This window comes from Leptolyngbya sp. GB1-A1 (genome assembly GCF_039962475.1).
Taxonomy (GTDB): Bacteria; Cyanobacteriota; Cyanobacteriia; order Elainellales; family Elainellaceae; genus Leptolyngbya_A.
Genome location: NZ_JAMPLI010000058.1, coordinates 1 through 24,548, shown reverse-complemented (window position 1 = coordinate 24,548; position 24,548 = coordinate 1). Strand labels below are relative to the sequence as shown.

The following is a 24,548-nucleotide window of genomic DNA, read 5'->3' as shown; positions in this document are numbered from 1 at the left end:
TTCAAGCCAGTTAAAGCGCGCAGCAAGCGGTCTTGTGTCAGCACCCGTTCAATATCCAGCATTTGCTTATCCCATTTCTGCCTTCTATTCTTGCTTATTTCCCGACAAGTCTAATAGCTCAACTTCCTCAACCATTGGAAGCATACGCTCACCAAGTCATTGCGGAACAATATCGCCGTATCGTTAAGCAAGAAAAGAAGGTACTGGCAGATAAAAATCCAGAAGCATTACATCAGATGCGGGTTGGAACCCGTCGCCTCCGGACTGCCCTCCAAGTCTTTGATGGTGCGATCGAGCTTCCCAAAGCGGGCAGTGCTTTACTTCAATATCCGTCCTTGTATAGCAATGAAGACAAAATGGTCGCTAAGGTTGAAAGGCCTGCTGCTAGCAGTTTACAGGAGTAACTTGCTGTTTTCGTCATTGGGTTTCATAATGAGATTTCCTTGTTGAAAGGATGTCAGATTTAGTGTGGTTAATATTCACTGTCGTCCTTTTGCACTAACGCTACAACAGTTTTTATCACCACCTCTGGATCCACAGGTTTGCTCAAATGCTGTTGAAATCCAGCTTGTAGCGCTTGCTGTTGATCTAGATCTCTAGCGTAAGCCGTCAGGGCGATTGCCTTGACTTGTCCTCCTTGCTCAGGTGGCAGTCTCCTAATCTGTCGCATCAGCATATAGCCATCCATGTCAGGCATACCAATGTCGCTCAGGAGTATATCAGGCGGAGACTGCGTTAATGCTAAAAATCCTTCGCTGGCGGTCGCAGCAGTGGTGACGCTGGCACCTGCCTGCTCCAGAACAAACGCCACAAACTCGCATGAATCAACTTCGTCATCAATCACCAAAACTTGAACGCCCTCTAAAGGACTGAGTGTTGAATGCTGGGTGTTGAATGCTAAACCCTCAGTCCTCAGTCTTTGGTTCTCAGTCCTTGGCAGTGGTAGTTTGACTGTGAACGTTGCTCCCATACCTTCACCTCTACTGGCTGCCTGTACTGTGCCGCCGTGAAGTTCAACTAAGTGACGTGCGATCGCTAAACCCAGTCCTAATCCCCCAAATCTACGAGTGGTTGTACTATCTGCTTGGCGAAAGTAATCGAAGACGTAGGGTAAGAACTCAGCAGGAATCCCTTCTCCGGTATCACTGACCGTGATTTGGGCTTGATGATCGGTCTTTGCTAGTCGCACCTCGACTTGACCCCCTGCGGGGGTGAACTTAACCGCATTAGAGAGCAGGTTCCACACCACTTGCTGTAAACGAGTTGCATCGCCTGAAACCTGTCCAACCTCAGACAAGCTGAATTTCATCTGAATCGATTTGGCTTCTGCTGCGAGTCGCACTGTTTCGAGTGCTGCTTTAATAATGACTGCCAAATCAACTGGACTGACATTGAGAGCTAATTTGCCTTGGAGAATTCGGGAGACATTCAATAAATCCTCAATCAATTCCGCTTGCAGTTTGGCGTTGCGCTCAATGGTGGCGATCGCTTGCTTGGTCTTTGCTTCGTCTAGGTTGCCGTTTTGCAGCAGTCTTGACCAACCCAGAATGGGATTGAGCGGCGATCGCAACTCATGAGAGAGCACGGCGAGAAATTCATCTTTAATGCGGTTCGCTTGCTCGGCTTCTTGTCGTGCTGCTTGCTCCCGGACAAGCAGTTGCTCCCGTTCTGCTTCAGCTTGTTTGCGATCACTAATATCACTAACGAAAATGGTGACACCCTCTGCAAAGGGATAAATGCGATTCTCAAACCAGCGTCGAATGGGTGGATAAAAAAGTTCGACTCGAACAAAGATTTGTTCAGTTACGGCACGATGCACAGCAGTATCAAAGGGCGTGTTCACGACTTCAGGAAACAACTTCCAGATGCAGTGCCCCAGCAACTCTTCCTGAGTCTTGCCCGTTACTGCAGATACCTGCTCATTCACAAAGGTATAGCGCCATTCGCGATCGAGCACAATGAATTGATCGTTAATCCCAGCCAAAACGCTTTCTAATCTAGCTCTAATAGTTTCTGCTTCCATCCGGAGCAAATGCTCTTGCTGGGTTGCTTCTCGCCGCAATTGAGCCAGTTTTAGACTTGCCTCCACTCGCGCGATTAACTCACGGGCAGAAAAGGGTTTGGTCAGATAATCATCGGCTCCTGCTGCTAATCCCTCCACGCGGGCTTCTTCTCCCGCACGAGCAGACAGCAGAATGATGGGAACCTCTCTCGTTTGCGGATCGGCTCGCAGGGCTTGTAATAAGCCAAACCCATCCAGTTGCGGCATCATCACATCTGTCAAGACTAAATCTGGAACCTGCTGACGAGCAGCTGCCAGAGCTTTAGCGCCATCTGATACTGCTTCTACCTCGTATTGCTGACTTAAAAGCCGCTTGACGTAATCGCGCATATCCGTGTTGTCGTCTGCTAAAAGAATCCGGGCAGCCGAGGAGGTATGTACTGGAGAGTCAGGAGTGAGGGTCGGAAGTATTTCTTCCCGATTTCCGATTTCCGATTTCCCATTCCCTGCTTCAGGGAGCCAACGTAGGGCTTCTTCCACATAAGCGTTCGCACGTAATGCCGTTGATGATGAGGTGCGATCGGCATTAATGCGGTCTTGGGGCAAATGATCTGTTCCGGTTGGAATAGTGATTGTGAAGCAGGTTCCTTGCCCTTCCACACTGGCAACGTCGATCGTGCCCTGGTGCAATTTCACTAACTCCTGAACCAGGGAAAGTCCAATTCCCGATCCCTCAAAGCTGCGCCCCTGTGCTCCTTTAACTCGATGAAACCGCTCAAACAGTTGAGGCAGTTCCCCAGCCGGAATACCAATACCCGTGTCCCGCACGGCTAGCTGAATATGGTTGCCTTGCCATTCCAGGTGAACTGAGATCTCTCCTGCAAAGGTGAACTTGAAGGCATTCGAGAGCAAATTGAGGACGATCTTTTCCCACAGTTCGCGATCGACGTACACGGGTTTGGGTAACGGAGAACAATTGACAACCAGCCGAAGATTGGCGCGTTCGATCGCCGAACGGAAGACACCTGCCAATTCTGCGGTAAATTCTGCTAAATCTGTTGGTTCATAGACCACTTGACTTCTCCCAGACTCGATTCGAGAAAAGTCAAGGAGCGTATTGACCAGCTTCAACAACCGCAAACCATTCCGTTGCACCATTTCAATTCGCGTTTGCTGATTTGCAAGCAGAGGTTCATCCCGATCGCTCAACGCATCTTCAATCGGACCCAGCATCAACGTCAGGGGTGTGCGAAACTCATGACTCACGTTGCTGAAAAACACGGTTTTAGCGCGATCGAGTTCGGCGAGTGCTTCAGCTCGTTTGCGTTCTTCTTCATAGGCTTGGGCATTGGCGATCGCCGTTGCTACATTGCTGGCAACCAGTTCAAAAAAGCCCTGGTACTCATCATCAAATGCACGTCGAGGGCTAACTCCAAGCACCAATAACCCTGATAATTGCTGCTTTTGCCCAGCTTGAACAATTGGCAAGACAATGGCAGATCGCGAAGGCTCATCCCAAGCTCCACCCGTTAGCCTCCCAAATCGGGTCATTAAATCATCAATAATTTCAGGGGTTCCTGTCCTGCGTACCTTGGCAAACTCCCAGTCATCATTTTCTTGAGTTAGGTCAACCTGTTTAGGACTGGCAGGAGTTTCGGCGTCTACCCTGACCGTTCCGACCAGATGAGCCTCTGTGCCAGCTTGTTCGACTAAGTACAGCAAGGCAAAGGGGATGTCGTAAGGGTTGTTTGCCAGAGTGGCACTGGCGATCCGACAGGTTTCCCCAACTGACTTGGCTTCCACTGTGTTTGCTGCTAGTTCTCGTAACGTTCTGAGTTGCCGTTCACCGATCACTCGCCGGGTGGTCTCAGTCACAGCAGTGAACGCCCCTCCAACCTCTCCTGTACTCAGGAAGATAGGGCTATAGGAGTAAGTGAAATAGGTTTCTTCGGTGAATCCATAGCGATCGACGAGCAGCAGCATATCTTCAGACCAGGTTGCTTGGGCTGTTTCCAGAACGCTGTGAAGCTGCACGCCAATAATGTCCCAAATTTCTGACCAAACTTCTTGTCCTGGTCGTCCGAGTGCGTTTGGGTGTTTAGTGCCTAGGATGGGTCGCCAAGCATCGTTATAAATCAACACAAGTTCCTTGCCCCACCAAATCACCATCGGAAAGCGGGAGTTTAAGCTAATACTTACGGCTGTTTTCAGGCTCGATGCCCAACCGGAAAAGGGACCAAGCAATGTTTGTGACCAATCAAGGGCACGCATTCGGACTGCAAGCTCACTATCGCCTGGGAAGAAGCGCTCCAGTTCGTGATCGCTCAGATGGTCGGACTGGTTCATGCTGCTTCTCCTGTCGTGTGCATTACCAATGTCATGCCCATTTCTCTTTCAACTAATCCGTCTAGCTAATTGGAAACTGATAGTACTGAATTATGTTGATTTATTTGGTGCTCTTCAGCAATGTGACGATTGCCTGCACTAATGCTTCTGGTTCCACAGGTTTGCTCAAATGTCTTTGAAAGCCAGACTCTAACGCCTTTTGTTGATCCAGATCTCTAGCGTAAGCCGTCAGCGCAATCGCCGGAATCTTGCCACCCCTGTTGGGAGGACGCGATCGGATCTGCTGCATCAGCATATACCCATCCATTTCTGCCATGCCCACGTCACTCACAAGCACATTGGGAATGAACTGATCGAGGGCTTGCAGTGCTTCAAAGCCAGAAGCAACAGCTGTCACGCTCGCTCCATTTTGTTCTAAGAGAAACGCCTGAAGTTCACGAGCATCAGTCTCATCATCCACCAGCAAAATTTGCAAGTTTCTCAAGGGAGCCTCTGTCGTCGCACTGTCATGGGGCGCATCTGTCTCGACTGATCGAGCTTGTGAACTGAGGGGTAGCTGTACGGTAAAGATTGCACCTTGATTCTCCCCCTCGCTTTCTGCCCAAACGGTTCCCCCGTGCATTTTCACAATTTGCCGCACGATCGCTAACCCTAACCCCAATCCGCCAAACTTGCGAGTGGTTGTCGAATCTGCTTGCCGGAAGTACTCAAACACATGAGGTAGAAATTGCGGATTAATGCCTTTGCCGCTATCGATCACTCGAATCTGAGCTAGGTGATCGAGTTGTCGCAGTTCAATGGTCACTTGTCCACCGTTTGGTGTGAACTTAACGGCATTCGTGAGCAAGTTCCAGATCACTTGCTGTAACCGAGCTGCATCACCAGAAACAGGAGCGATTGCGGTTGTGAGGTCAAGCAAGATTTGAATTTGCTTGGCTTCTGCTGCCAACCGCACGGTTTCAATTGCTGCTGTAATCACAAACGTCAAGCTGACAGGAGCTACGGTTAAGCTCAACTTGCCCTGCATGATGCGAGAGATGTCGAGTAGATCTTCAATCAGTTGCGTCTGGAGCTTGGCGTTACGCTCGATCGTTGCCAATGCTTCGCGTTGCTGAGTTGCGTCTAATTTGCCGCTTTGCAGTAATCTTGTCCAGCCCAAGATCGGGTTGAGGGGCGATCGCAACTCGTGAGAGAGCACTGCCAAAAATTCGTCTTTGATGCGATTTGCACGTTCAGCTGTCTCCCGTGCGGCTTGTTCGCGTTGTAAGAGCTGTTCACGTTCCTTCGCGAGGCGCAAGCGGACAGCTTCGACTTGTTTGCGCTCAGTAATATTGTGGCTGACAGTTGCCAAACCAATTTGCTGGCCGTTTACGTCTTGGAGGTAAAAAACGTTGTACGTCATCCACAACGCTTCACCTGTCTTGAAATGGCGAAAGCGAATTTCTACTTCTGCCTGTCCATCCTGCAACACACGCGGGAAAAAACTATTGAGGATAAAGTCTTGGTCCTCAGGAAAGAAAAATTCTCCAACTGGCGTTTCCCGATATTGCTGCACGTCCTCTAACCCGATCATTTTTCTGCCTGCTTCATTGATGTAGAACGGCACAAAATTTAGGTCGCACATGCCAATGAAGTCTGTACTGCTATCAGCAAGGGAAGCAAACTTCTGGATCTCCAGTTCAGCTTGTTTGTGATCAGTAATATCTGTGTTGGTGCCAAACCAGCGCAAAACAGTTCCCGCTTCATCTCTAATCGGAATCGCGCGAGATAGAAACCATCGATATTCTCCATCTTTGCTTCGCAGTGGAAAAGTATCTTCCCAGTGTTCACCTGTTTCAAAACAGCGGCGGACATACTTAACGACGCGATCAACGTAATCAGGATGATGCACCTGTTGCCAACCCCAGCCCTGCATTTGCTCCAGGGTGGTGCCCGTGTACTCAAACCAGCGGCGATTGTACCAAAAGATCCAGCCGTTCGCGTCTGCCATCCACGCAAATTGAGAGATATTATCTGCTAGGGTGCGGAAATGCTCCTCACTCTCGCGCAATGCGACTTCTGCAAGTTTGCGATCGGTAATGTCAATGGCAGCCCCATAAATCACTTGTTCTTCTAGCTGAGGCTTTGCTCTCCAAAGCAACCAGCGATAAGAACCATCTTTGTGGCGATAGCGGTTTTCAAACGCTAAGGTTTCGTTGCCAGAGAAAAGACTATCTGTTTCCAAGACGGATGGGTTGATGTCGTCTGGGTGGACAAAATCTGTCCAAGGACGGGAGGTTATTTCGTCAGGTTTCCAACCGAGCAACCGTTCAAAAGTGGGACTAACCCACTGAAAGTACCCATCAGTTCTCGTGATTACTTGCAAATCTGAGGCGACAGCAAAAAACTGCTCCCGCTCTTGCTCAACCTTTTTGCGTTCGTCTTCGACGCGCTTCGCTTCGCTGATGTTTGTAAATAGAATGGCAAACTGGTGGTTCTGCGGCTCATTGACGCAAAAAGCATTGACATTAAACCAACGATTCAGGGCGATCGACTGCTGCTCGAACCGTACAGATTTGCCTGTTTGTACAACGCTGCCGTAAATCTCAACCCAATCGTTCTCTAAATCGGGAACGAGTTGCCGTGCCGTTTTACCCACTGCTGACTCTAAGCCCGTGAGCTTGGCAAAGGTGGGATTGACTTTCAGAAATCGATAATCATGGGGTTTACCATGCTCATCAAACAGCATTTCGCAAATGCAAAAGCCTTCATCAATTGACTCAAACAGCGTGCGGTATTCTTCTTCCGACTGGGCAATCTTCTGGGCTGCCAATCGCAGTTCCAATTCATCGACCACCATAGCGGCTAAATCCACCAGGGTCGCTTGCTGCTCTGCGGTGAATGGGTCGCGGGGCTGACTGTCGAGTAGACACAGGGTTCCGAGATTAAAGCCGTCGTGACTGAGCAGGGGCGCACCTACGTAAAACCGCACTCCCGGTTCACTTTGGACGAAGGGATTACAGGCAAAGCGATCGTCGAGCCGAGCATCGGGGATAATCAGCGGCTCATCAGTCAGCACTGCAAAGCTGCAAAGTGTCGCATCACGGGACACTTCATTTGCACCGAAGCCAACGCAGGACTTAAACCAGGCTCTTGACTCATCAAGCAATGAAATGAGCGCGATCGGCATATCAAATAGCCGTGCTGCCAAGCGAGTGATGCGATCGAATGCAGCTTCGGGTGGCGTGTCGAGAATTTTGTAGCGATGTAGGGCTGCCAACCGTTCTGCTTCGTTTGCGGGAATCGGCGGGGTGAAAGGTTTTTGCGACACTGGGTCAGTCATAGAATCAGCGGGGGCAGTGAACTCAGAATTGAGGTTGGAATGAGGAATGAATAGTGAACGGATTCTAGCCAGTGCATCATGCGTTTGCTTTCCTATCCGGGAAATATTTGCCTCGAATGGCCTGGCTGCGTTCCCGCAACGTCGCATTGGGGGACTGAGACAACTGGTTTAGCAACATGTCAATTTGCTTAAGTGCTAAAGGAGAAGGCGTAGCGCGTCCATTCTCCCAACGATTAATGGTGGCAAAGGTCATGCCTAATTCGTCAGCAAACTTTTCCTGCGATAGCTGCATTGCATGGCGCAGTTCTCGCACGAGTTGAGCGATCGCGGGTTGTTGCAGCCGACGCGGTTTGGGTGTGAGGAGCATCTCATGGACAATTATATAGAGCTACATACCACCTTTGGCGGAAATCGTCTTCCTGTCTACTATCCAGAGTCAGAAGCATTTTGCTGTTGATAAACTTTGAGCTGTTTTCAGTTCTCCAGCCCTAGGTGGTTCAAAGCAATCATCATCATTGTTCAGAACGAACGACAGGAATAGCTAGTTAGCATCAAGAGAGGTGATGGACTCATCTATGAAGGTGGAGAACCTGAGGTGCCGCTGTCTGGGAGGGTAAAGACGATGTTTTTAAGTATTAGAAAGCAATACTCTGATTAAGACCCTCTGAAGGTATGAATCCGTATTGGTTTATTTATCATTTACAGTTTGATGCTATTACAGGAAAATTAGAACGTCATTATACTGGTTCAACTATTAAGCATTTGACTGGTGCTTCACTCTTGCATTATGTAGTGAAAGTACCAAGTATTAAGGAACAGAATAAGGTTAAACGAATTAAGAACTTAATGGAGCTTATTGGAGAACTTAGAAACTCATCTACTCAAATAACTAAAAGTTTAGATGTCCTCAATCAGTCAACCCTTGCCAAGGCCTTTCGAGGTGAACTAGTTGAGCAAGCTCCAATGATGAACCTGCTTCCGTGTTGCTCGATCGAATTCGGACAGAGCGAGAAAAAGTGCAGGGTAGCAAAGGCACAAAAGGACGGAAGAGCCGCAGCCCTACGAACTTTGCCATCAAGAGATGCTCGCTCTCACCGAACACCACTTGATTCCTGGCCAAAAGACGAAACGCAAGGGGCTTGACCCAGCCCCACAATTCAAATTTGCTCTGCCTGCCACCGACAAATCCATAGGCTCTACGACAACTCCCATTTGGGATTACACCTGAATACTCTAGAGAAGCTAAAGCAAGACCCACAGCTACAAGAATTTCTTGCCTGGGTTCACAGACAAGACCCAAACAAGAGAGTAAAAATGGATTGAAAGCGTTGAACCTTGCCTGAAACAGTTAAGATCAGTTCCAGATTGGCAATCTGTCGTGGGTGAACTGGAGTGATGAGTTTCGCTGCTTCAGTTCACCCAATTGTTGTTTAGAACAAACGATGGGACAGAGCAATATGAATCAGCAGTTGCCCCAGTTTATTCATCATGTTGTCGATCGATTGCAGGCAATTGAGGGAATTGTGGCGATCTCACTGGGAGGCTCAAGGGCAAGAGGCAACCACACCTCAAAGTCAGACGTAGATCTGGGGCTTTATTACCAGCCCGAGAATCCGCCTGATCTCCTTGCTCTGAATCACCTTGCCTCTAAACTGGACGATAGCCATCGTACAAACTTGATCACCCCAATCGGTGAGTGGGGAACGTGGATTAACGGCGGAGGGTGGCTCAAGGTGGAAGGCATTCCAGTCGATTTTCTTTATCGGAACGTGGCTCAGGTAAATCAGGTCATCGATAACTGTCATGCTGGAAAAATCACGATCGACTACCAACCTGGGCACCCCCACGGCTTTGTATCTTCAATTTACATGGGTGAAGTCGCCCTTTGTCTGCCACTTCATGATCCAAATGGCGTTTTAGCTGCTTTGAAGGCTAAGACAATACCTTATCCGGCAAAGCTTGCGGAGGCAACCATTAACAAATTCGCTTGGGAAATCAGTTTCTCGCTAGTGGTTGCTCAAAAAGCAGCTGCACGGGGTGATGTTGCCTATGCCGCAGGCTGCTGTTTTCGCAGTGTGGCATGTATGAATCAGGTTCTATTTGCGCTGAATGAGGCGTACCTGCTGAATGAGAAGGGTGCTGTGGCACTTGCTAATGGCTTTACGCTTTGTCCTGCGGACTATCAAAGACGAATCGAGTCAGTGTTTGCATTGTTAGCGGCTGACGCAGAATCGACTAGGGGAGTGGTAGGCCCTTTGGGCATCAGCGAAGCTACCGCTATCCTGGATGAAATTGAGCAGGAATTGAGTCAATGGTATGGCGATCGGCGTTTAACAATGTAAAATGCAACGGATTTTGAATTCCTTGCATCTTATCTCTGCAATTCTGATTGCCTCTTCAAGTCTGGATATCCTGCTATAAAGGGGAATTGTTGAGGTTGGAGATCTGAGAATGACGCTTGAGGTTCCGAGGTTAAAGTTTGAAGTTCGGAAGTCGAAATTCCGTGTTTGGAAGTCCAAGTTTTGCCTGCCGAGCGCAGATGTTGGAGTTCAAAGGTCAAAACTTCGGCTTCTAAGGTTGGAGTTTTGTGTTTTGGGGTCAAATGGTGATGTATGGAAGGCGATCGGGGAGAGCAGATGAATCAATCCAGTATTCACGGAGGTTGCCTTTGCAAAACGGTGACATTTGAAGTGAACCCGCCGTTCCAGAAAATGGTTCATTGCCACTGCTCACGGTGTCGCAAAGGTACGGGCACGGGTCACGCCACCAATCTAACTGTTGAACCCAGCCAGTTCCGATGGCTTTCAGGGGAGGAAGACATCACCCGGTATGACCTTTCCACGGCAAAGAGCTTCGGCAAATGGTTTTGCCGTCATTGCGGATGTCCCGTCCCACATCTCGCGCGCAACGGTAAGATCATGGTGATTCCGGCAGGCTCGTTGGATACCGTCCCACCTATCACTCCGACAGATCACATCTTCTGGGCATCGAGAGCGCCGTGGGGCTGTACGAGCGGCGGGCTGCCCACCCATGCCGAGTATCCAGAGTCATGGTAGAGCTAGAACGTGCCTAATGCGATGGAACTTGAAACCACACATCTCCGCCTTGTGCTGCAATCGACCGAAGAGATTCTCGCCCAGATTGAGACGATGAGCCCTGCAGATCAGGCTGAGATTTCCCTTGGCTGGCTTGCACAGCTTCGGGCTGCCTCATCTGCGAACCCGTGGACACATGGCTTCGCGATCGTGCTTAAGACGAGCGGTGCCGTCATTGGCAGCTGTGGGTACAAAGGTCCACCCAATTCCGATCGCGTCGTTGAAATTGCCTACGGCGTGGATGCCGATCACCAAGGGCGTGGGTATGCGACTGAGGCAGCAGCAGCCCTGACCCGCTATGCCTTAGAGAGTTCTCGGGTGCGGTTAGTTTGTGCCCACACACGGCCGGAGGAGAATGCTTCAACGCGGGTTCTTACCAAGTGTGGCTTCCGCTGGGCTGGAGAGGTGAACGATCCGGAGGACGGTCTTGTGTGGCGGTGGGAGCGTACAAGTGGCGTAACCTGACCCTGCTTGTAGGGAACGAAAGTCCGGGCAGATACGTTGAAAGTGCAGATTTTTTTGCAACTATTCATGCCGACCAAAAATTAAGTAGGAAGCAGTTTACCGATATCTGGACAGATACTATACAGTAAGCGTCAATCTCTCTGGCTCATCACCAAACCCATGACCCAACTCGATCAATCTGCGCTGAATGCTCGAAATTATCTACTTGCTTTGTTTCTGCTGCTCTGCGTCTTAGACACTGCATTAGTGATCATCGCCAAGGATAAGTGGGCGATTGGTCGCATCTTATTCACAATTGCAGTGATGTATTTTGTTATACAGGGACGGAAATGGGCTAAATGGCTCTTGGTGGGCATCTGTAGTTTACTGGTTGTCGTTCTAATCGCGATGGTGCTTGCGCTTAGTTCAAAACTCTCGACTATCCTGATGATTGGAAGTCTAATGATGGTTATTCTCAGCACTGTTATTCCCATTTATATGATCAGCAATAAAGATTTGAACCGTTATTTTTCTTATAAACGGCAAGCTTAATTTCTAACAGCTTCCATACAAGAAATTCGTCTCAACAGTACTGCCTAACAACGCTTATGTATATCGATCGTTGAAAGAGGATCAGTTGTAATGCAAAGACTATTTCCGGTGGGTAATGGCCATGTTAGGCAACACTATCCAACATCACCTTCACAACCAATCTATGGAAGTTCCAATGACTGCACTGACCACTCACCAATTGTTCATCAGCAGAGCCTTACCGCATTTTGCAGCAGACTCGCGATTGGTGGGTGTTGCAGCAGCAGGTTCTTGGGCGGAGAACTCAATGGACGAGTTCAGTGATCTTGATTTGATCATTGCCGTGGAGCCTGAAAGCTTTGAACAGGTCATGTCTGAGCGACAGAGCATTGCTGCATCACTCGGAGAGTTATTGGCATCGTTTACTGGAGAGCATGTGGGTGAGCCACGAGTATTGATCTGCCTTTACAACTCACCGCTATTGCATGTCGATCTCAAATTTTTGTCCATTACTGATGTTGCAACGCGAGTCGATGAGCCAGTGGTTCTTTGGGAACGTGACGATCGTCTATCACAGGCTTATGCTGCTAGCACCGGTACGTATCCCTTACCCAATGAGCAGTGGATCGAGGATCGATTCTGGATATGGATTCACTATGGAACTGGCAAAATCGCGCGAGGAGAACTATTTGAGGCGCTAGACTTCATTTCATATCTCCGTAGTACGGTTCTTGGTCCTTTGGGACTCCTGCAAGCAGGATGCAAACCCTCAGGTGTTCGGAAGATTGAGCAACTTACACCTAACCTAGCTGAAGCTCTTAAAGGCACGGTTGCTCCGCACGATCGGGAGAGTTGTTATCTTGCATTGGAACGCTGCATTGAAATTTATCGATCGTTCCGTTCAGCAACAGTGATCCAGCATGAAGCGGCTGAGGAAGCGGCTGTTGAATATTTGAGGACGATGCGTGCACATCAAGTCTAAGATTCTCACTCACCCTGATTAATACACAAAGTCTGCGATCGTATGACGGGTATGATTTTGACTGCACTGGCTGTCGAACTCATTATGAGGTGATCAGTGTTCAACAATGGCTCAGTTAAGGATTAACATGAGGCAAAGGCGCTGCACTAACCCCCTACAATCTGCTCGTGCCCCGCTCCCTTCTGGTGACGGGTGAGCTTGGTTGTTAGCTGGCTGTATAGGAGGGGTAACTGCTGCTCACGAGGAGGTCGGATGGAATTGACGAGCGTGGTGGTCTATGTGGAGGATGGAGCGGTGCCAGCCGCTCTTGAGTTTTACGAGTGTGCGCTTGGACTGACGCGCCGCTTCTACGACCCCGACTACCAGTTTGGGGAGTTAACGGGGTGCGGAGCTGTCACTCTGGCGGTGGCGGCGCACTTGACAGGGGAGCGTTTGATGCCAGCGGGCTATGAACGACCGAGCTTGCAGACGCGCGTGGCGAACATTGAGGTGGCCTTTACAACGGACGATGTGCGCGGTGCGTTCAGGCGTGCTGTCGCGGCAGGGGCGCAGGTGCTTGCGGAGCCATACGTGCTGCCTTGGGGGCAGGAGGTTGCCTATGTCCGTGCGCCGGACGGTACGCTATTGGGATTGTGTGCACCGCTGCCTGCTCCTGGAACTGGAGAAAGCACGCCCGCTCCGCTGGTTCCCTAATCAATCGTCGCAACTGACGCATCGGCTCAAAGCTTCTCGGTATTCACGGCTTCATGCAGTCCGTTGTGCAGCTAAACTCAGGCATCAAACCCAAACTGCACTCGACCGGGAAAGCTAACCCATCAGTAGCCCTACCCACACCCGAGCAGCAGTGTCAGATGATGGAAGGCACGATCGCCACACAATTTAAGACGATCGCAGCCGCAGAGCAAGGAACTTTTTCTGTTCTACCCCTTGACCCTGACGTGGCGTAAGGTTTCTACCATAGATTCATTCACAGATGGTTGGCTCCAATTGGAAAGGAGGGAGTGAATGTACGTTTTGCTTTAAGCGTGGGGTGTTGTGGGCTTACTATCCGCCAGAGCAGGTCGTTTTCATCACGAATGAGCACACAACCGTTTATACCAGGGATGAGACTATCCATAAACATCATTGCGCGATTTGCGGATGCAGTACCCACAACGAATTGCGCTTTACGTGGGGCGAAAACGGACCCGATTTCACTCGATCGCAGGTCGCTGTTAATGCAAGGCTGTTTGACGATTTCGGCCTTGCGGCAGTGCGGGTTGAACATCTTGACGGACGAAATCTCTGGTAGTCGCTGGAAGCGAGAAAAGCGATCGATCTGAGAGTGTGAGTCCCAATAACCAATGGCTGATGACCATTCCTCAACTATCTCTTGACAACCTTGAGTAGTACATTTATACTATTACTTGATTAACTGCGCGGTTAAATACTTCCCATCTCAATGCCCACCGACCCATTGAGCATCACCTTTTCTGCCCTGGCTGATCCCACCCGTCGTGCCATCCTGGTTCATCTGACAAAAGGCGAAGCCTCAGTAATGGAACTAGCCCAGCCCTTTGAGCCTGCCTGCTATTTCCAAACATCTTAAGGTACTAGAACGGGCTGGATTGATTACATGGGGTCGAGACAAGCAATGGCGGCCCTGCCGGCTAGAGGCAGAACCACTTAAGGGTGTGGATCACTGGCTGGAACAATACCGTCAATTCTGGGAGCAGAGTTATGGAGAAAAATCATGGCTGCAAAAGACGGGGTAATTAACGGCAACACCGAAAAACGAACTGACGATCGCGCGTGTGTTTGCTGCACCCCGCAGCCTTGTATTCAGAGTTTGGACTCAGCCAGAGCATTTTGCTCGTTGGTTAGGTCCCGAGGATTTTAGAGCGATCGCTTGTTAGATGAACGTGCAAGTGGGCGGCATTTATCGAGCCTGTATTCGTTCACTTGAAGGCACTGATCATTGGATGCAGGGAGTCTACCGCGAAGTTATTGAGCCAGAACGATTGGTTTTAACCTTTGCCTGCGAGGATGAGGATAATCAACCCAAACATGAAACTTTGGTTACTGTAACCTTTACAGAGCAGGGTAATCAGACGCTGATGACCTTCCTGCTGTATTTTCACGAGTTCGGCACCGGATTCACCGACAACTTTGGCAGGTCTAAACCTATTAATTCAAGGAGTACATCATGAAATTGAGCCCCTATTTGATGTTCAACGGTCAATGTGAGGCAGCGTTTAAGTTCTATGAGCAATGCTTGGGTGGGAAAATTACAGCGATGATGACGTTCGGAGAAGCACCCGATCCATCAATGGTCGAGCAGACACCACCGGAATGGCACAACAAAATCATGCACACCAGCCTGCACTTTGGCGATCAGGAATTGATGGGTTCTGATAGCCCACCCCAATACTATGAAGAAGCGAAAGGGTTTTCTGTCTCGATTAGCCTGGATGACCCAGCAGAAGCGGAACGTATCTTTCATACCCTGGCAGAAAACGGTACGGTACGAATGCCATTCCAGCAAACCTTCTGGGCTTACCGTTTCGGGATGCTGGTCGATCAATTTGGCACTCCCTGGATGATTAACTGTGATCAGGCTGCTTAATGTATGGAACCGTATATTAGTCTGATCACGCTGGGAGTTTCTGACCTTGTTCGCTCCACAGCTTTCTACAAGCAAGGATTGGGTTTACCTGCTAAAGAAGATTTTGAGGGTGTGACTTTCCTCAATCTTAAAGGAACTTGGCTTGCCCTTTATCCTCGTGAGGCTTTAGCAGCTGATGCCCAAGTTTTGGCAGTAGGTAATGGTTTTCCAGGATTTACCTTGGCGCACAATGTGAAGTCGAAAGAAGCCGTCAATCAGGTGCTGCAACAGGCAGAAGTGGCAGGAGCCACTATCCTTAAACCGGGACAGGATACAGACTGGGGTGGATACTCTGGCTATTTCGCTGACCCAGATGGCTACTTGTGGGAAATCGCCTGGAATCCCCACTTTGATTTAACCAATGGATAAGCGTTCACGATCGAAAGAGACAATCAAATCAATGAGTGCAAATCAATGAGTGAAGAAACTCCAAAGAATATCAACTCAACTTATGTTGTCCTTGATGAGGATGACAATGCCATTCCAATTAAAGTAAGCGATCGCTTCTACCAAGACCTGAAACAACAATTTGGAGACTTTAAGGGAAAGCGATTAGTCTCACACTACACTTTTGAGCAAGACTGGGATAGTTGGGAGATGCACCCCGCTGGAGAGGAATTTGTATGCCTTTTATCAGGGCAGGTTGATTTTGTTTTAGAGCAAGACGGAAGTGAAAGAACAGTTTCCCTCAATGCTCCTGGTGACTACATTCTCGTACCGCGTGGGACATGGCATACCGCTAAAGTTTATACACAAAGTTCTGTGTTGTTTATTACGCCCGGTGAAGGAACTCAACATCGATCTCACACAATATAACGAACACAGATTTGCATTCTCCAGTTAACGTTCATGATTCAGATGCAGGTTGGCTTGGGGGCAGCCTCACCTCAAGGTAAAGGATGCAAGATTCTGAAGACTTCAAGATGGTTCTGCCGGACTAAAGTTGCTGATGTGATTGGTCAGAAATGCTTGCCATTCCTGACGATAGGTGTTCTTCTCTAATTCAGGTAAGAAGCTTGCTTCTAGAGTGTTCAGGTTGAGCTGCCAGAGTTCGTCCCAGGAGAATCCTTGTTCAGCTAAAGTGAGATACTCATTCACCAGATTTGTTTTGAACATTGGAGGATCATCCGAGTTCAACGTGCAATACAATCCTGCGTCCACCAGTTGTCGGATTGGATGAGGTTGAGCGCGATCGACAATTCCTAAACAGTAATTGCTTTGAGGCGATACCTCTAATGGAATTTGTAGATCACGCAGTTTTTGTACCAGCGCATCGTTGTCTAAACAGCGAATACCGTGTCCAATCCGCTCAACCTTCAACTGTTCCAGCGCACTCCAAATACTCTCGGCTCCAACTGCTTCCCCAGCATGGGCAACCACTTTCAATCCCTGTCGCCTTGCCACCGCAAACGTTTCGGTAAACTCTTCCGGTGGATAGCCTGATTCCTGCCCAGCCAATCCTAGACCAACGACAATTCCCCTGTCCTGTCCCTGTAAAGCGCATTCCAGAGTTTGTCGTTGCAAATCTGGAGCGTGACGGACGATCGCCGCAATAAATTTAACTCGACTACCATATTTCGCTTCACCATTGTCTGCCCCAAGGCTCAAGGCTTCGAGCAATTCGCTGTCTGTCAAGCGATCGGAGGACAAAGCAGTGCCAAAATGAACTTCGCTGTAGCGAATGTTTTGCTCAGCCTGGTGCTTTAGAAATTGCTCAACCAGAAAGACATAATCGTCTGGCGTTTGCACACATTGACGAGCAATTGAATACACCTCAATAAAGTGAGTGAAATCTCGAAACTCATAAAACAATCTCCACTCCTCTAAAGAATCGGCTGGTAACGCCACCCGGTTGCGTTGAGCGAGTTGATAAATGGTTTCTGCGTCTGCCGTACCAATTAGATGAGTATGAATTTCAACCTTCGGCATCTCGCGCAGAAGTTTGGACATCTGGTTCATTTTGCAATTCATCCGTATGAGTTCTCCGATCGGTGCGCTCTAGAAACTATTTGCCACAATCCTTACATAGATAGCGTTGCTTACTGTAGCGATGTCCATTTTTCGACAAGCGGTCAGAATGACAGTAATGGCATTTCATTACATTCATCACTTTTCCATCCATTGACTCTGGTTCTACGTGAGGTGCTAAATAGGCAACCAACAACGCTTTGAGTTCTTCGTAGCGCGATCGCCGTTTACGCTCCTCTCCCCTCAGGGCTTGCAGCAGTAGGGCGTTGTAACACTGATGAACCGTTTCGGCGAGGCGTTTACTTTTCTCAATGGGCAAAGCCGGATTCCACTGCCATAAGAAAGCGGCATACTGCCCAATTAACTGACGATTGAATTCATCAAATCTAAACGAGGCACAGACAGGCGAGATTTAGGATACCCGTAACCGCTCAATATCCCGAATAGGTGGCGCACCGAACATGCGGGAATACTCACGGCTAAATTGCGACGTACTCTCATATCCAACTCGATAAGCAGCCTGGGTTGCATCAATCGCCTCAGCAAGCATCATCTGACGTGCGGTTAACAGCCGCAGTTGTTTTTGATATTGCAGCGGACTCATTGAGGTGACTGCCTTAAAGTGGCGATGGAACGATGCCGCAGACATATTTGCTTGTTCGGCTAACTCCTCAACCCGCAGCGGCTTGGTAAACTCTGCCTTGATTTGTTTGATCACTTCTGCAATGCGCTGCATATTGCTGCCAGAGGTGGCAACCTGACGAACAGCTTCCCCTTGTTGATCGGTGAGTAGACGGTAATAGATTTCGCGGATAATCATCGGGGCAAGAAACGGGATATCCTGCGGTGTATCTAAAAGTTTTGTCAGTCGAATAGCACAATCAATCAAGGACGGACTGGCATCGCTAACGCACCAGCCTCTCACAGAGTTCTCTTTCTTATCAAAGTCTGGGTTCGTTTGAGCAATAATCTCGCAAAGTTGGGCAGGGTCTAGCCTTAGCTTCAAGCCGAGATAGGGCTGATCGGGTGTCGCCTCGATCATACAGACGCTCAGCGGCAAATCCACTGACATCACTAAACATTGAGCGACACCATACTGAAAGATTTCCTCATTGACCGACAACTTTTTTTGCCCCTGCACCACAATGGCAAACAGCGGCTCGCTGACATCCTCAATAGTTCTGGAAGTATTACATCGCACAAAGACTAAGGGATCGATCGCGGTTGCATGATAACCACCTGTCTTACCGTCAGCGTACTGAGCGATGAGTGCTGCCAATTCTGCACATTTGTCGATCGCCAAGCGCCGCTGCTGCGCTGGTAAAGGCTCTCCGCTGGGAGAAGCGCCGATCGCAGTCTCATGGTTTAGTGCCTTGATCGTCATGCCGGTTTCCTGACTGATGTAACACTTCTCATGCCCGCATTATAGGAGATATTTCCCCTGGCTAACGCCTTGTTTGAGAGGATTAGGCAATCATTTGCAAGGTCTGTGTATTCGTACAGAAACTGGTTCAGCCTACGATAAACCTATGATGCCACAGGCTGAAAAAATCAGAGAGCATTTATTCCTCAAGCTGCAAACCATAGATAAGACAAACCCTATGACAAGCAATTTTCTTAGTCCGATCGGACTCAATCAAAGGCTGAATAAATCTTTAATGTTGTCTAGCCAGCAACTGGGCTGGAATGGGATTTTGGTTGAACAGCATCAAAACTCTTCAACACTAGGTGAAACTAAACTTCCTGGGCTATCCGATCACTGGTTTGTACTACTAACGGATCATCCGGCTCATTTTTCCCAGAAGCGTGGCAAACACCAATGTGAATCAATCACCCAACTCGGTGACAGCAGTTTTGTTCCTGCTGGACAACCAAGTCACTGGCGCTGCTGTGGGGCAGAAAACTGTCATCCAACACTGCATATCTTCTTGAAACCAAGCTTAATCACACAAGTTGCTGAAGCATCTGCAATTGATACAGGGCGGCTCAACTCTGTAAACCGATTCGGGAAGCAGGACTTGAATCTTCAACATATCGCTATGCTGCTTTTAGCTGAATTGCACTCAGCTAGTAGGATGGGTCGATTGTATATCGAATCATTAACTCAAGCCTTAGCGATCCATCTGCTGCGGCACTATTCTATCGTCCCGCGACCCGTTACATTGCAGAACAGACGTTTAACTCGTGTTCAGTTGCAGTAGGCGATCGATGATATTCACACTCACCTTGGCCGGGATTTATCGCTGGCTGAACTTGCAAGAGTAATTAATATCAGTCCGGCTTACTTCGCTAATTTGTTCAAACAGGCGATGGGAATTCCGCCGCATCAGTACGTGATTCAACAGCGGGTAGAGAAGGCAAAATTGATGCTGAAGAAAATGGATATCGCGATCGCGGATATTGCCTTACAGGTAGGCTTCTCCAGTCAAAGTCATTTAACCCAGCACTTCAAGCGATCCACTAGAATGACACCAAAACAGATTCGCTAAACACCATAAGAAGCTGATAAAGCACCGTAAGAAGCTGAAAGAAATTAGGTATCAGAACTCAGTAGACTTCAATGGGTGAAGAAGGCCAGAGAGCCATGAGGCAATGTTTTCTAATTTGAATGGGCTAGCAAATTACAGCCTTAGCACTGTGAGGAGCAGATTGATTTGGATATTGGCAGATGAAGAAAACATACACAGGAAGCTGCCATTGCGGTGCAGTGAAGTTTGAGGCTGACATCGATTTAAGTGCTGGCACGAACAAATGCAATTGTTCCATCTGCACCAAAACCAGAAACTGGAATGCCATCATCAAGCCCGATGCATTTCGGTTACTGGCAGGAGAAGATGCGCTGAACGACTATCAATTCGGCAAAAAGACTACGCACCATTTGTTTTGTCAGTATTGTGGGGTGCGATCGTTCACACGAGGATATGCTGAGGCGATCGGTGGTGGCTATGTTGGAATTCAACTGGCTGCATTAGACAACTTAGATCCGCAAGAGTTAATCTCAGCCCCAATTCGATACGCAGACGGACGAAATAATCACTGGGAAGCTGCACCGGATGAAATTTGGCATCTCTAGCAAGCAGACGTTTTATAGAAAGTTGCCTTATGCCAAATGCACTGGCTCAGGTGAGCCTGATCAAAACTGAAGCATAATAACAAGGAACAAAACCATGAAATATCGCCAACTGGGAACAACCGATACGCAAGTTTCAGCACTAGGATTGGGTTGCATGGGAATGTCTGACCTCTATCGTGATCACCAAAGCGATGAGGCTGAAAGTATCGCCACGATTCGAGCCGCGATCGATCTGGGTATCAGCTTCCTCGACACGGGTGACTTTTACGGCATGGGTCACAATGAACTGCTAATTCGAGAAGCCATCAAAGGGATTCCCCGTGACAAAGTATTTATTGCAGTAAAGTTCGGAGCACTGCGCGATCACAAAGGTAATTTTATCGGTCATGATAATCGTCCGGTTGCGGTACAGAACTTTCTGGCGTATAGCTTGCAGCGTTTAGGGGTGGACTACATTGATTTGTACTATCCCGCGAGAGTCGATCCAAATGTGCCGATCGAGGATACAGTGGGGGCGATCGCAGACCTGATTCAAGACGGCAAAGTGCGTTATGCCGGACTCTCAGAAGCGGGGGCTGAAACCCTGCGTCGAGCAGCTCAAGTGCATCCCATTGCCATGCTGCAAACCGAATACAGTCTATGGACGCGAGAGCCTGAAACGGATGTGTTACCTGTGTGCCGAGAATTGGGAACAAGTTTAGTTGCCTATTCACCGCTAGGACGAGGATTTTTAACGGGAGCCTTTCAATCTCCCGATAACTTCCCACCTAATGATTTTCGGCGGCACAATCCCCGCTTTCAAGGTGAGAATTTTTATCGCAACCTGGAACTGGTTGAAAAAATCAAGGAAATTGCTGCTCAAAAGCAATGTACCCCTGCCCAGCTCGCGATCGCCTGGTTATTAGCAAAAGGCGAGAACATCATCCCAATTCCTGGAACGAAGCGTCAATCACGACTACAGGAAAATGTTGGCGCACTGGATATTGCTTTGACGGCTGACGAACTTCAACAAATTGAAGCAGTTGTCCCGATCGGTGCTGCTTCCGGAACTCGCTACCCTGAAGCAGTCATGCACTCCGTTAACCGTTAGTTTCATCCAGTAACCCTGCTGCACCGATGCGAGTTCAAGTGACGATTACAGCCAAGTCTATTTCACATTCAGTGCAGTAGGCAGGAACTGTTTTCCCTAACTAACGCCTCGCTTCAGGGAATTAGGCAATCATCTGCGAGGTTCATGTATTTGTACAAAATCAGATTAAGTCTACGATAAGCTTGTGCCTGAAAAAACAAACAAAACATCTGACGCAACAGTTTGAGCGATTCACTGGAATGACATTCAAGCAGGTTCGCTAAACACCATAAGAATCTAACAAACACTGTAAGAATCTGAAAGAAGTTGAGCATTGAAACTCAATACACTTCAGATTGATGAATCATGCTGAAAATTCATGAGGTGATGTTTTTTTGATTTACGGTATAGCCCGCTCAGTACAAAAAGGAGAATATCATTCAAATTAGTGGAAACACCATTCTGATTACAGGTGGAACCTCTGGAATTGGTCGCGTGCTTGCGGAGGCTTTTCATGCTGAAGGAAACCAGGTGGTCATTACAGGTTGCTGCAAACACCTGCTTGATGAGACAACAATAATGAATCCAGGCATGAAAGCTGTAATTCTCAATGTTGAGGATAATAATGCGATCGTCAGCGTTGCAGAACGGCTTAAACTCAACCACCCAGATCTGAACGTGGTCATTCATAATGCTGGCATTATGCGAGTCGAGCGAACTCGGATCACTAACGCTCAGTGGTGATCCAAAGTGGAAATTTGCCCAATCCAAGTTGCTGGGTTACTGCGCGTCTAAAGCAGCACTGAATATGCTCACCATACAGTTGGCATATGAATTGCGCGATATCCCATCAAAGTTAACTCTGCTGACCCAGGTTTCACAGCGAGCGACTTGAATAGATTTCAAGGAGAGCCAACAGTTAAGGAGAGAGCCGTTGAACCTATGCGGCTTGCCCTGCTCGATGATGATGGACCGACTGGTGGCTTCTTCGGAAAAGATGGTGAACTTCCTTGGTAAACACCCATCAAGCAAACGTATGAGGAGATTTCTGATGAACAAAAAGATGCTTTCAAAATTTCAACGTTTTCTGCTAGTGATCTCAGCAACAATCACGCTCAGTGTACTCTTGCTATTTGGTTCTCCATCCCTCGCTCAAGTGAATCCAGAACCGATTTCTAGAATTGAGATTGTCAGAGGTTCTTCTGAAGATATTCCACCCGTCTATCGTTTAGTCATTGGTCAACCTCAACAGATGGTGTACGTCTCTTGTCCCACTGATTTTGCTCCTGAGCTGAGTTATGTGCGAAACGTTGAGGCAATTCAGTGTAAAAGTTTTCCCACTCCCTAAGCGAAAACGTTGAGACGCTTTACCCCTTAAACTCGGCGTGACGTAAGACGAACTCAAAGAAATCATTTACCTCAAAATAACTAGGAGATAAGACTTATGACGACGAATGAAAACACTCAAAAAGTTGTGGTGATCACAGGCGCAAGTAGCGGCATTGGTGAAGCCACCGCCAGATTACTCGCCCAGAAAGGTCTACGAGTTGTGTTAGGGGCGCGGCGTACCGATCGTCTGGAAGCGATCTCTTCCGAAATCCGCGAGAAAGGTGGCGTAGCAGAATATCACGCCCTAGACGTGACCAACCTCGACGAGATGCAAGCCTTTGTTGAGTTTGCAGAAAATAAGTTTGGTCGTCTGGATGTCGTGGTCAACAATGCAGGCTTGATGCCACTCGCCAAGCTAGAGGCATTAAAGATCGACGAGTGGAACCGCATGATTGATGTTAACATTCGTGGTGTCCTGCATGGTATTGCTGCTGCCTTGCCCATCTTCAAGCAGCAACAATCAGGGCAGTTTGTGAATATCTCCTCGATCGGTGGGCATATCGTCTATCCGACAGCAGCCGTGTACTGTGCAACTAAGTTTGCAGTCTGGGCAATTTCTGAGGGACTCCGGCAAGAATCGACGGATATCCGGGTTACGATAATCTCACCCGGAGTGACCCAATCTGAACTCGCCAGCACGACTACTGATGCTGAAGCAGCACAGTGGTTAGAGGAATTCCGTGGAGCTGTTATTCCACCCGATGCGATCGCCCGTGCGATTGCCTTTGCGATCGAGCAGCCCGAAGATGTAGATGTCAATGAAATTATCGTGCGACCGGTTGGGCAGCTAAGCTAAGCAGCAGCCGACGTTGGCGCACTGAAATCAATGTCTTTTTGGTTAAGGGGAAAAGGAAAAAGAGATACAAACAAGCTATTTCCCCCTTTACCCATCTTCCCTTGTTCTTTGACTCACAACTCCAGTTCAGGACACATGACTCAAGTAACGATTAAAAAAGCTTGGCTCTGTCCGTTTTGCTTATTTTTGCTGACTGTTCCAGACTTGCCCATAGCTCACCGATGGAATGTAGAGAATGAGAATAACAACACGCTCAAAACTAAGGGCTACAACCTGGAACACAATTTCGGGCACGGGAAACAGCACCTTTCCTCGCTGCTTGCGACCCTGAATATCCTGTCCCTGCTCTTCCACACCTTGCTAGAAATGCTCGACCAGAAGTACAAGCTGCTGCGATCTTACTTGCCGACACGTAAGACCTTTTTTGATGATTTGCGGGCGTTAACCCGTTACCTGTATTTCGACAGTTGGGATGACCTACTCACTTTATGCTGGAAGGTGTAGAGCTAGACATCTCGCCAAACACCAGTTGAATCGTCATACTGAGAATTGCTGGGTGTAGTATTGTAATTACGCAACACCCAATTCAGCCGTTATTTTATTACGCATATTGCATGAAGGACGAGGGCTTTCAGAATCTTGAGTACAAATCTGATTTGCCCGAAGCTCAAGATCCGCTCATTCAGTAATTGGCGCACAGTTTGAGTCTCTAAGAGGACGTTTGAAAAGCGAGCAGGTCAGTAAAAAAGCCCTCCGGGCATACGCTGTAGATACTAGAGTTGTCGGGAAATAAGAACAGAGCTAGCCAATGCGACCTTTCAAGTTCTTCCTATGCCGCAGTCAGGTAGAAGTTCCATAATCCTGCTGCGGTTAGCATAAGGTGATCA

At 48.5% G+C, this 24,548-nt stretch carries 26 protein-coding genes and 3 pseudogenes; 23 read left to right on the top strand and 6 right to left on the bottom strand.

Annotation, left to right across the window (positions count from 1 at the left end; genetic code table 11):
- Positions 1–32: 32 nt before the first annotated feature.
- Positions 33–404 carry a CHAD domain-containing protein gene (locus NDI45_RS27075; RefSeq protein ID WP_348249590.1) on the top strand — a complete coding sequence of 124 codons (372 nt, stop codon included), beginning with the start codon at positions 33–35 and terminating at the stop codon, positions 402–404.
- A 68-nt stretch (positions 405–472) separates the two neighbouring features.
- Here the strand turns inward: NDI45_RS27075 and NDI45_RS27070 are convergent, their stop codons facing one another.
- The 3 genes from NDI45_RS27070 to NDI45_RS27060 all read right to left on the bottom strand — a co-directional run bounded on the left by NDI45_RS27070 (position 473) and on the right by NDI45_RS27060 (position 8,037).
- Positions 473–4,348 (bottom strand): ATP-binding protein, encoded by a 3,876-nt coding sequence (locus NDI45_RS27070; protein ID WP_348249589.1) that lies wholly within the window; start codon positions 4,346–4,348, stop codon positions 473–475.
- Positions 4,349–4,448: 100 nt separating this feature from the next.
- On the bottom strand, positions 4,449–7,670 hold the full coding sequence (locus tag NDI45_RS27065) for a PAS domain S-box protein (protein WP_348249588.1): 3,222 nt from the start codon (positions 7,668–7,670) through the stop codon (positions 4,449–4,451).
- A gap of 76 nt (positions 7,671–7,746) precedes the next feature.
- Positions 7,747–8,037 carry a helix-turn-helix transcriptional regulator gene (locus NDI45_RS27060; protein WP_190790873.1) on the bottom strand — a complete coding sequence of 97 codons (291 nt, stop codon included), beginning with the start codon at positions 8,035–8,037 and terminating at the stop codon, positions 7,747–7,749.
- Between the two features lie 305 nt (positions 8,038–8,342).
- Here NDI45_RS27060 and NDI45_RS27055 point away from each other — a divergent pair, with 305 nt between their 5' ends.
- The 14 genes and pseudogenes from NDI45_RS27055 (at position 8,343) to NDI45_RS26990 (ending at position 16,182) form a co-directional block, all read left to right on the top strand.
- Entirely contained in the window at positions 8,343–8,813 is a 471-nt protein-coding gene (locus NDI45_RS27055; RefSeq protein WP_348249587.1) for a hypothetical protein, read from the top strand.
- Between the two features lie 314 nt (positions 8,814–9,127).
- A complete protein-coding gene (locus NDI45_RS27050) occupies positions 9,128–10,012 on the top strand; it encodes a nucleotidyltransferase domain-containing protein (protein WP_348249593.1) in 885 nt (294 codons plus the stop codon).
- A 270-nt stretch (positions 10,013–10,282) separates the two neighbouring features.
- The gene (locus tag NDI45_RS27045) at positions 10,283–10,726 is read left to right on the top strand and encodes a GFA family protein (RefSeq protein ID WP_348249586.1); all 444 of its coding nucleotides are present in this window, start codon (positions 10,283–10,285) and stop codon (positions 10,724–10,726) included.
- A 21-nt stretch (positions 10,727–10,747) separates the two neighbouring features.
- Positions 10,748–11,230 (top strand): GNAT family N-acetyltransferase, encoded by a 483-nt coding sequence (locus NDI45_RS27040; protein ID WP_348249585.1) that lies wholly within the window; start codon positions 10,748–10,750, stop codon positions 11,228–11,230.
- 159 nt (positions 11,231–11,389) lie between these two features.
- Positions 11,390–11,761, top strand: coding sequence for a hypothetical protein (locus NDI45_RS27035; protein ID WP_190790877.1), 372 nt, complete (start codon positions 11,390–11,392; stop codon positions 11,759–11,761).
- 121 nt (positions 11,762–11,882) lie between these two features.
- Positions 11,883–12,722: an oxalate:formate antiporter gene (locus NDI45_RS27030; RefSeq protein ID WP_348249584.1), complete on the top strand. Its 840-nt coding sequence runs from the start codon at positions 11,883–11,885 to the stop codon at positions 12,720–12,722.
- Positions 12,723–13,016: 294 nt separating this feature from the next.
- Positions 13,017–13,415, top strand: coding sequence for a VOC family protein (locus tag NDI45_RS27025; RefSeq protein ID WP_348249583.1), 399 nt, complete (start codon positions 13,017–13,019; stop codon positions 13,413–13,415).
- A 53-nt stretch (positions 13,416–13,468) separates the two neighbouring features.
- A complete protein-coding gene (locus tag NDI45_RS27020) occupies positions 13,469–13,669 on the top strand; it encodes a hypothetical protein (RefSeq protein WP_348249582.1) in 201 nt (66 codons plus the stop codon).
- 26 nt (positions 13,670–13,695) lie between these two features.
- Complete coding sequence (locus NDI45_RS27015) at positions 13,696–14,013, top strand: GFA family protein (RefSeq protein ID WP_190790881.1); 318 nt, start codon at positions 13,696–13,698, stop codon at positions 14,011–14,013.
- A 150-nt stretch (positions 14,014–14,163) separates the two neighbouring features.
- Positions 14,164–14,476, top strand: a pseudogene (locus tag NDI45_RS27010) (metalloregulator ArsR/SmtB family transcription factor).
- A gap of 39 nt (positions 14,477–14,515) precedes the next feature.
- A pseudogene (locus NDI45_RS27005) lies at positions 14,516–14,911 on the top strand (SRPBCC domain-containing protein).
- A complete protein-coding gene (locus NDI45_RS27000; protein WP_348249581.1) occupies positions 14,908–15,327 on the top strand; it encodes a VOC family protein in 420 nt (139 codons plus the stop codon). The pseudogene NDI45_RS27005 and the gene NDI45_RS27000 overlap by 4 nt, the downstream one beginning before the upstream one ends.
- 3 nt (positions 15,328–15,330) lie before the next feature.
- The gene (locus NDI45_RS26995; protein WP_348249580.1) at positions 15,331–15,735 is read left to right on the top strand and encodes a VOC family protein; all 405 of its coding nucleotides are present in this window, start codon (positions 15,331–15,333) and stop codon (positions 15,733–15,735) included.
- Positions 15,736–15,780: 45 nt separating this feature from the next.
- Complete coding sequence (locus NDI45_RS26990; protein ID WP_348249579.1) at positions 15,781–16,182, top strand: cupin domain-containing protein; 402 nt, start codon at positions 15,781–15,783, stop codon at positions 16,180–16,182.
- Between the two features lie 102 nt (positions 16,183–16,284).
- Here the strand turns inward: NDI45_RS26990 and add are convergent, their stop codons facing one another.
- The 3 genes from add to NDI45_RS26975 are packed head-to-tail and all read right to left on the bottom strand — an operon-like array spanning position 16,285 to position 18,718.
- Positions 16,285–17,316 carry an adenosine deaminase gene (add, locus tag NDI45_RS26985; protein ID WP_348249578.1) on the bottom strand — a complete coding sequence of 344 codons (1,032 nt, stop codon included), beginning with the start codon at positions 17,314–17,316 and terminating at the stop codon, positions 16,285–16,287.
- A 55-nt stretch (positions 17,317–17,371) separates the two neighbouring features.
- Positions 17,372–17,746, bottom strand: a complete 375-nt coding sequence (locus tag NDI45_RS26980; RefSeq protein ID WP_348249592.1) for a hypothetical protein — start codon at positions 17,744–17,746, stop codon at positions 17,372–17,374.
- Complete coding sequence (locus NDI45_RS26975; protein ID WP_348249577.1) at positions 17,747–18,718, bottom strand: AraC family transcriptional regulator; 972 nt, start codon at positions 18,716–18,718, stop codon at positions 17,747–17,749. It abuts the gene before it with no gap.
- Positions 18,719–18,863: 145 nt separating this feature from the next.
- On the opposite strand from NDI45_RS26975, the gene NDI45_RS26970 reads away from it, so the two are divergent.
- From NDI45_RS26970 to NDI45_RS26935, 8 genes and pseudogenes are all read left to right on the top strand, one after another.
- Positions 18,864–19,535 (top strand): hypothetical protein, encoded by a 672-nt coding sequence (locus NDI45_RS26970; protein ID WP_348249576.1) that lies wholly within the window; start codon positions 18,864–18,866, stop codon positions 19,533–19,535.
- Between the two features lie 3 nt (positions 19,536–19,538).
- Positions 19,539–19,823 (top strand): helix-turn-helix transcriptional regulator, encoded by a 285-nt coding sequence (locus tag NDI45_RS26965; RefSeq protein WP_348249591.1) that lies wholly within the window; start codon positions 19,539–19,541, stop codon positions 19,821–19,823.
- 179 nt (positions 19,824–20,002) lie between these two features.
- Entirely contained in the window at positions 20,003–20,407 is a 405-nt protein-coding gene (locus NDI45_RS26960; protein ID WP_348249575.1) for a GFA family protein, read from the top strand.
- Between the two features lie 94 nt (positions 20,408–20,501).
- Positions 20,502–21,497, top strand: a complete 996-nt coding sequence (locus NDI45_RS26955) for an aldo/keto reductase (protein WP_348249574.1) — start codon at positions 20,502–20,504, stop codon at positions 21,495–21,497.
- A gap of 474 nt (positions 21,498–21,971) precedes the next feature.
- The gene (locus tag NDI45_RS26950) at positions 21,972–22,220 is read left to right on the top strand and encodes an SDR family oxidoreductase (RefSeq protein ID WP_348249573.1); all 249 of its coding nucleotides are present in this window, start codon (positions 21,972–21,974) and stop codon (positions 22,218–22,220) included.
- 307 nt (positions 22,221–22,527) lie between these two features.
- Positions 22,528–22,824 (top strand): hypothetical protein, encoded by a 297-nt coding sequence (locus tag NDI45_RS26945; protein WP_348249572.1) that lies wholly within the window; start codon positions 22,528–22,530, stop codon positions 22,822–22,824.
- Positions 22,825–22,920: 96 nt separating this feature from the next.
- A complete protein-coding gene (locus NDI45_RS26940; RefSeq protein ID WP_348249571.1) occupies positions 22,921–23,661 on the top strand; it encodes an SDR family oxidoreductase in 741 nt (246 codons plus the stop codon).
- Between the two features lie 219 nt (positions 23,662–23,880).
- Positions 23,881–24,165, top strand: a pseudogene (locus NDI45_RS26935) (ISNCY family transposase); the annotation flags it as partial.
- Positions 24,166–24,548 lie beyond the last annotated feature (383 nt).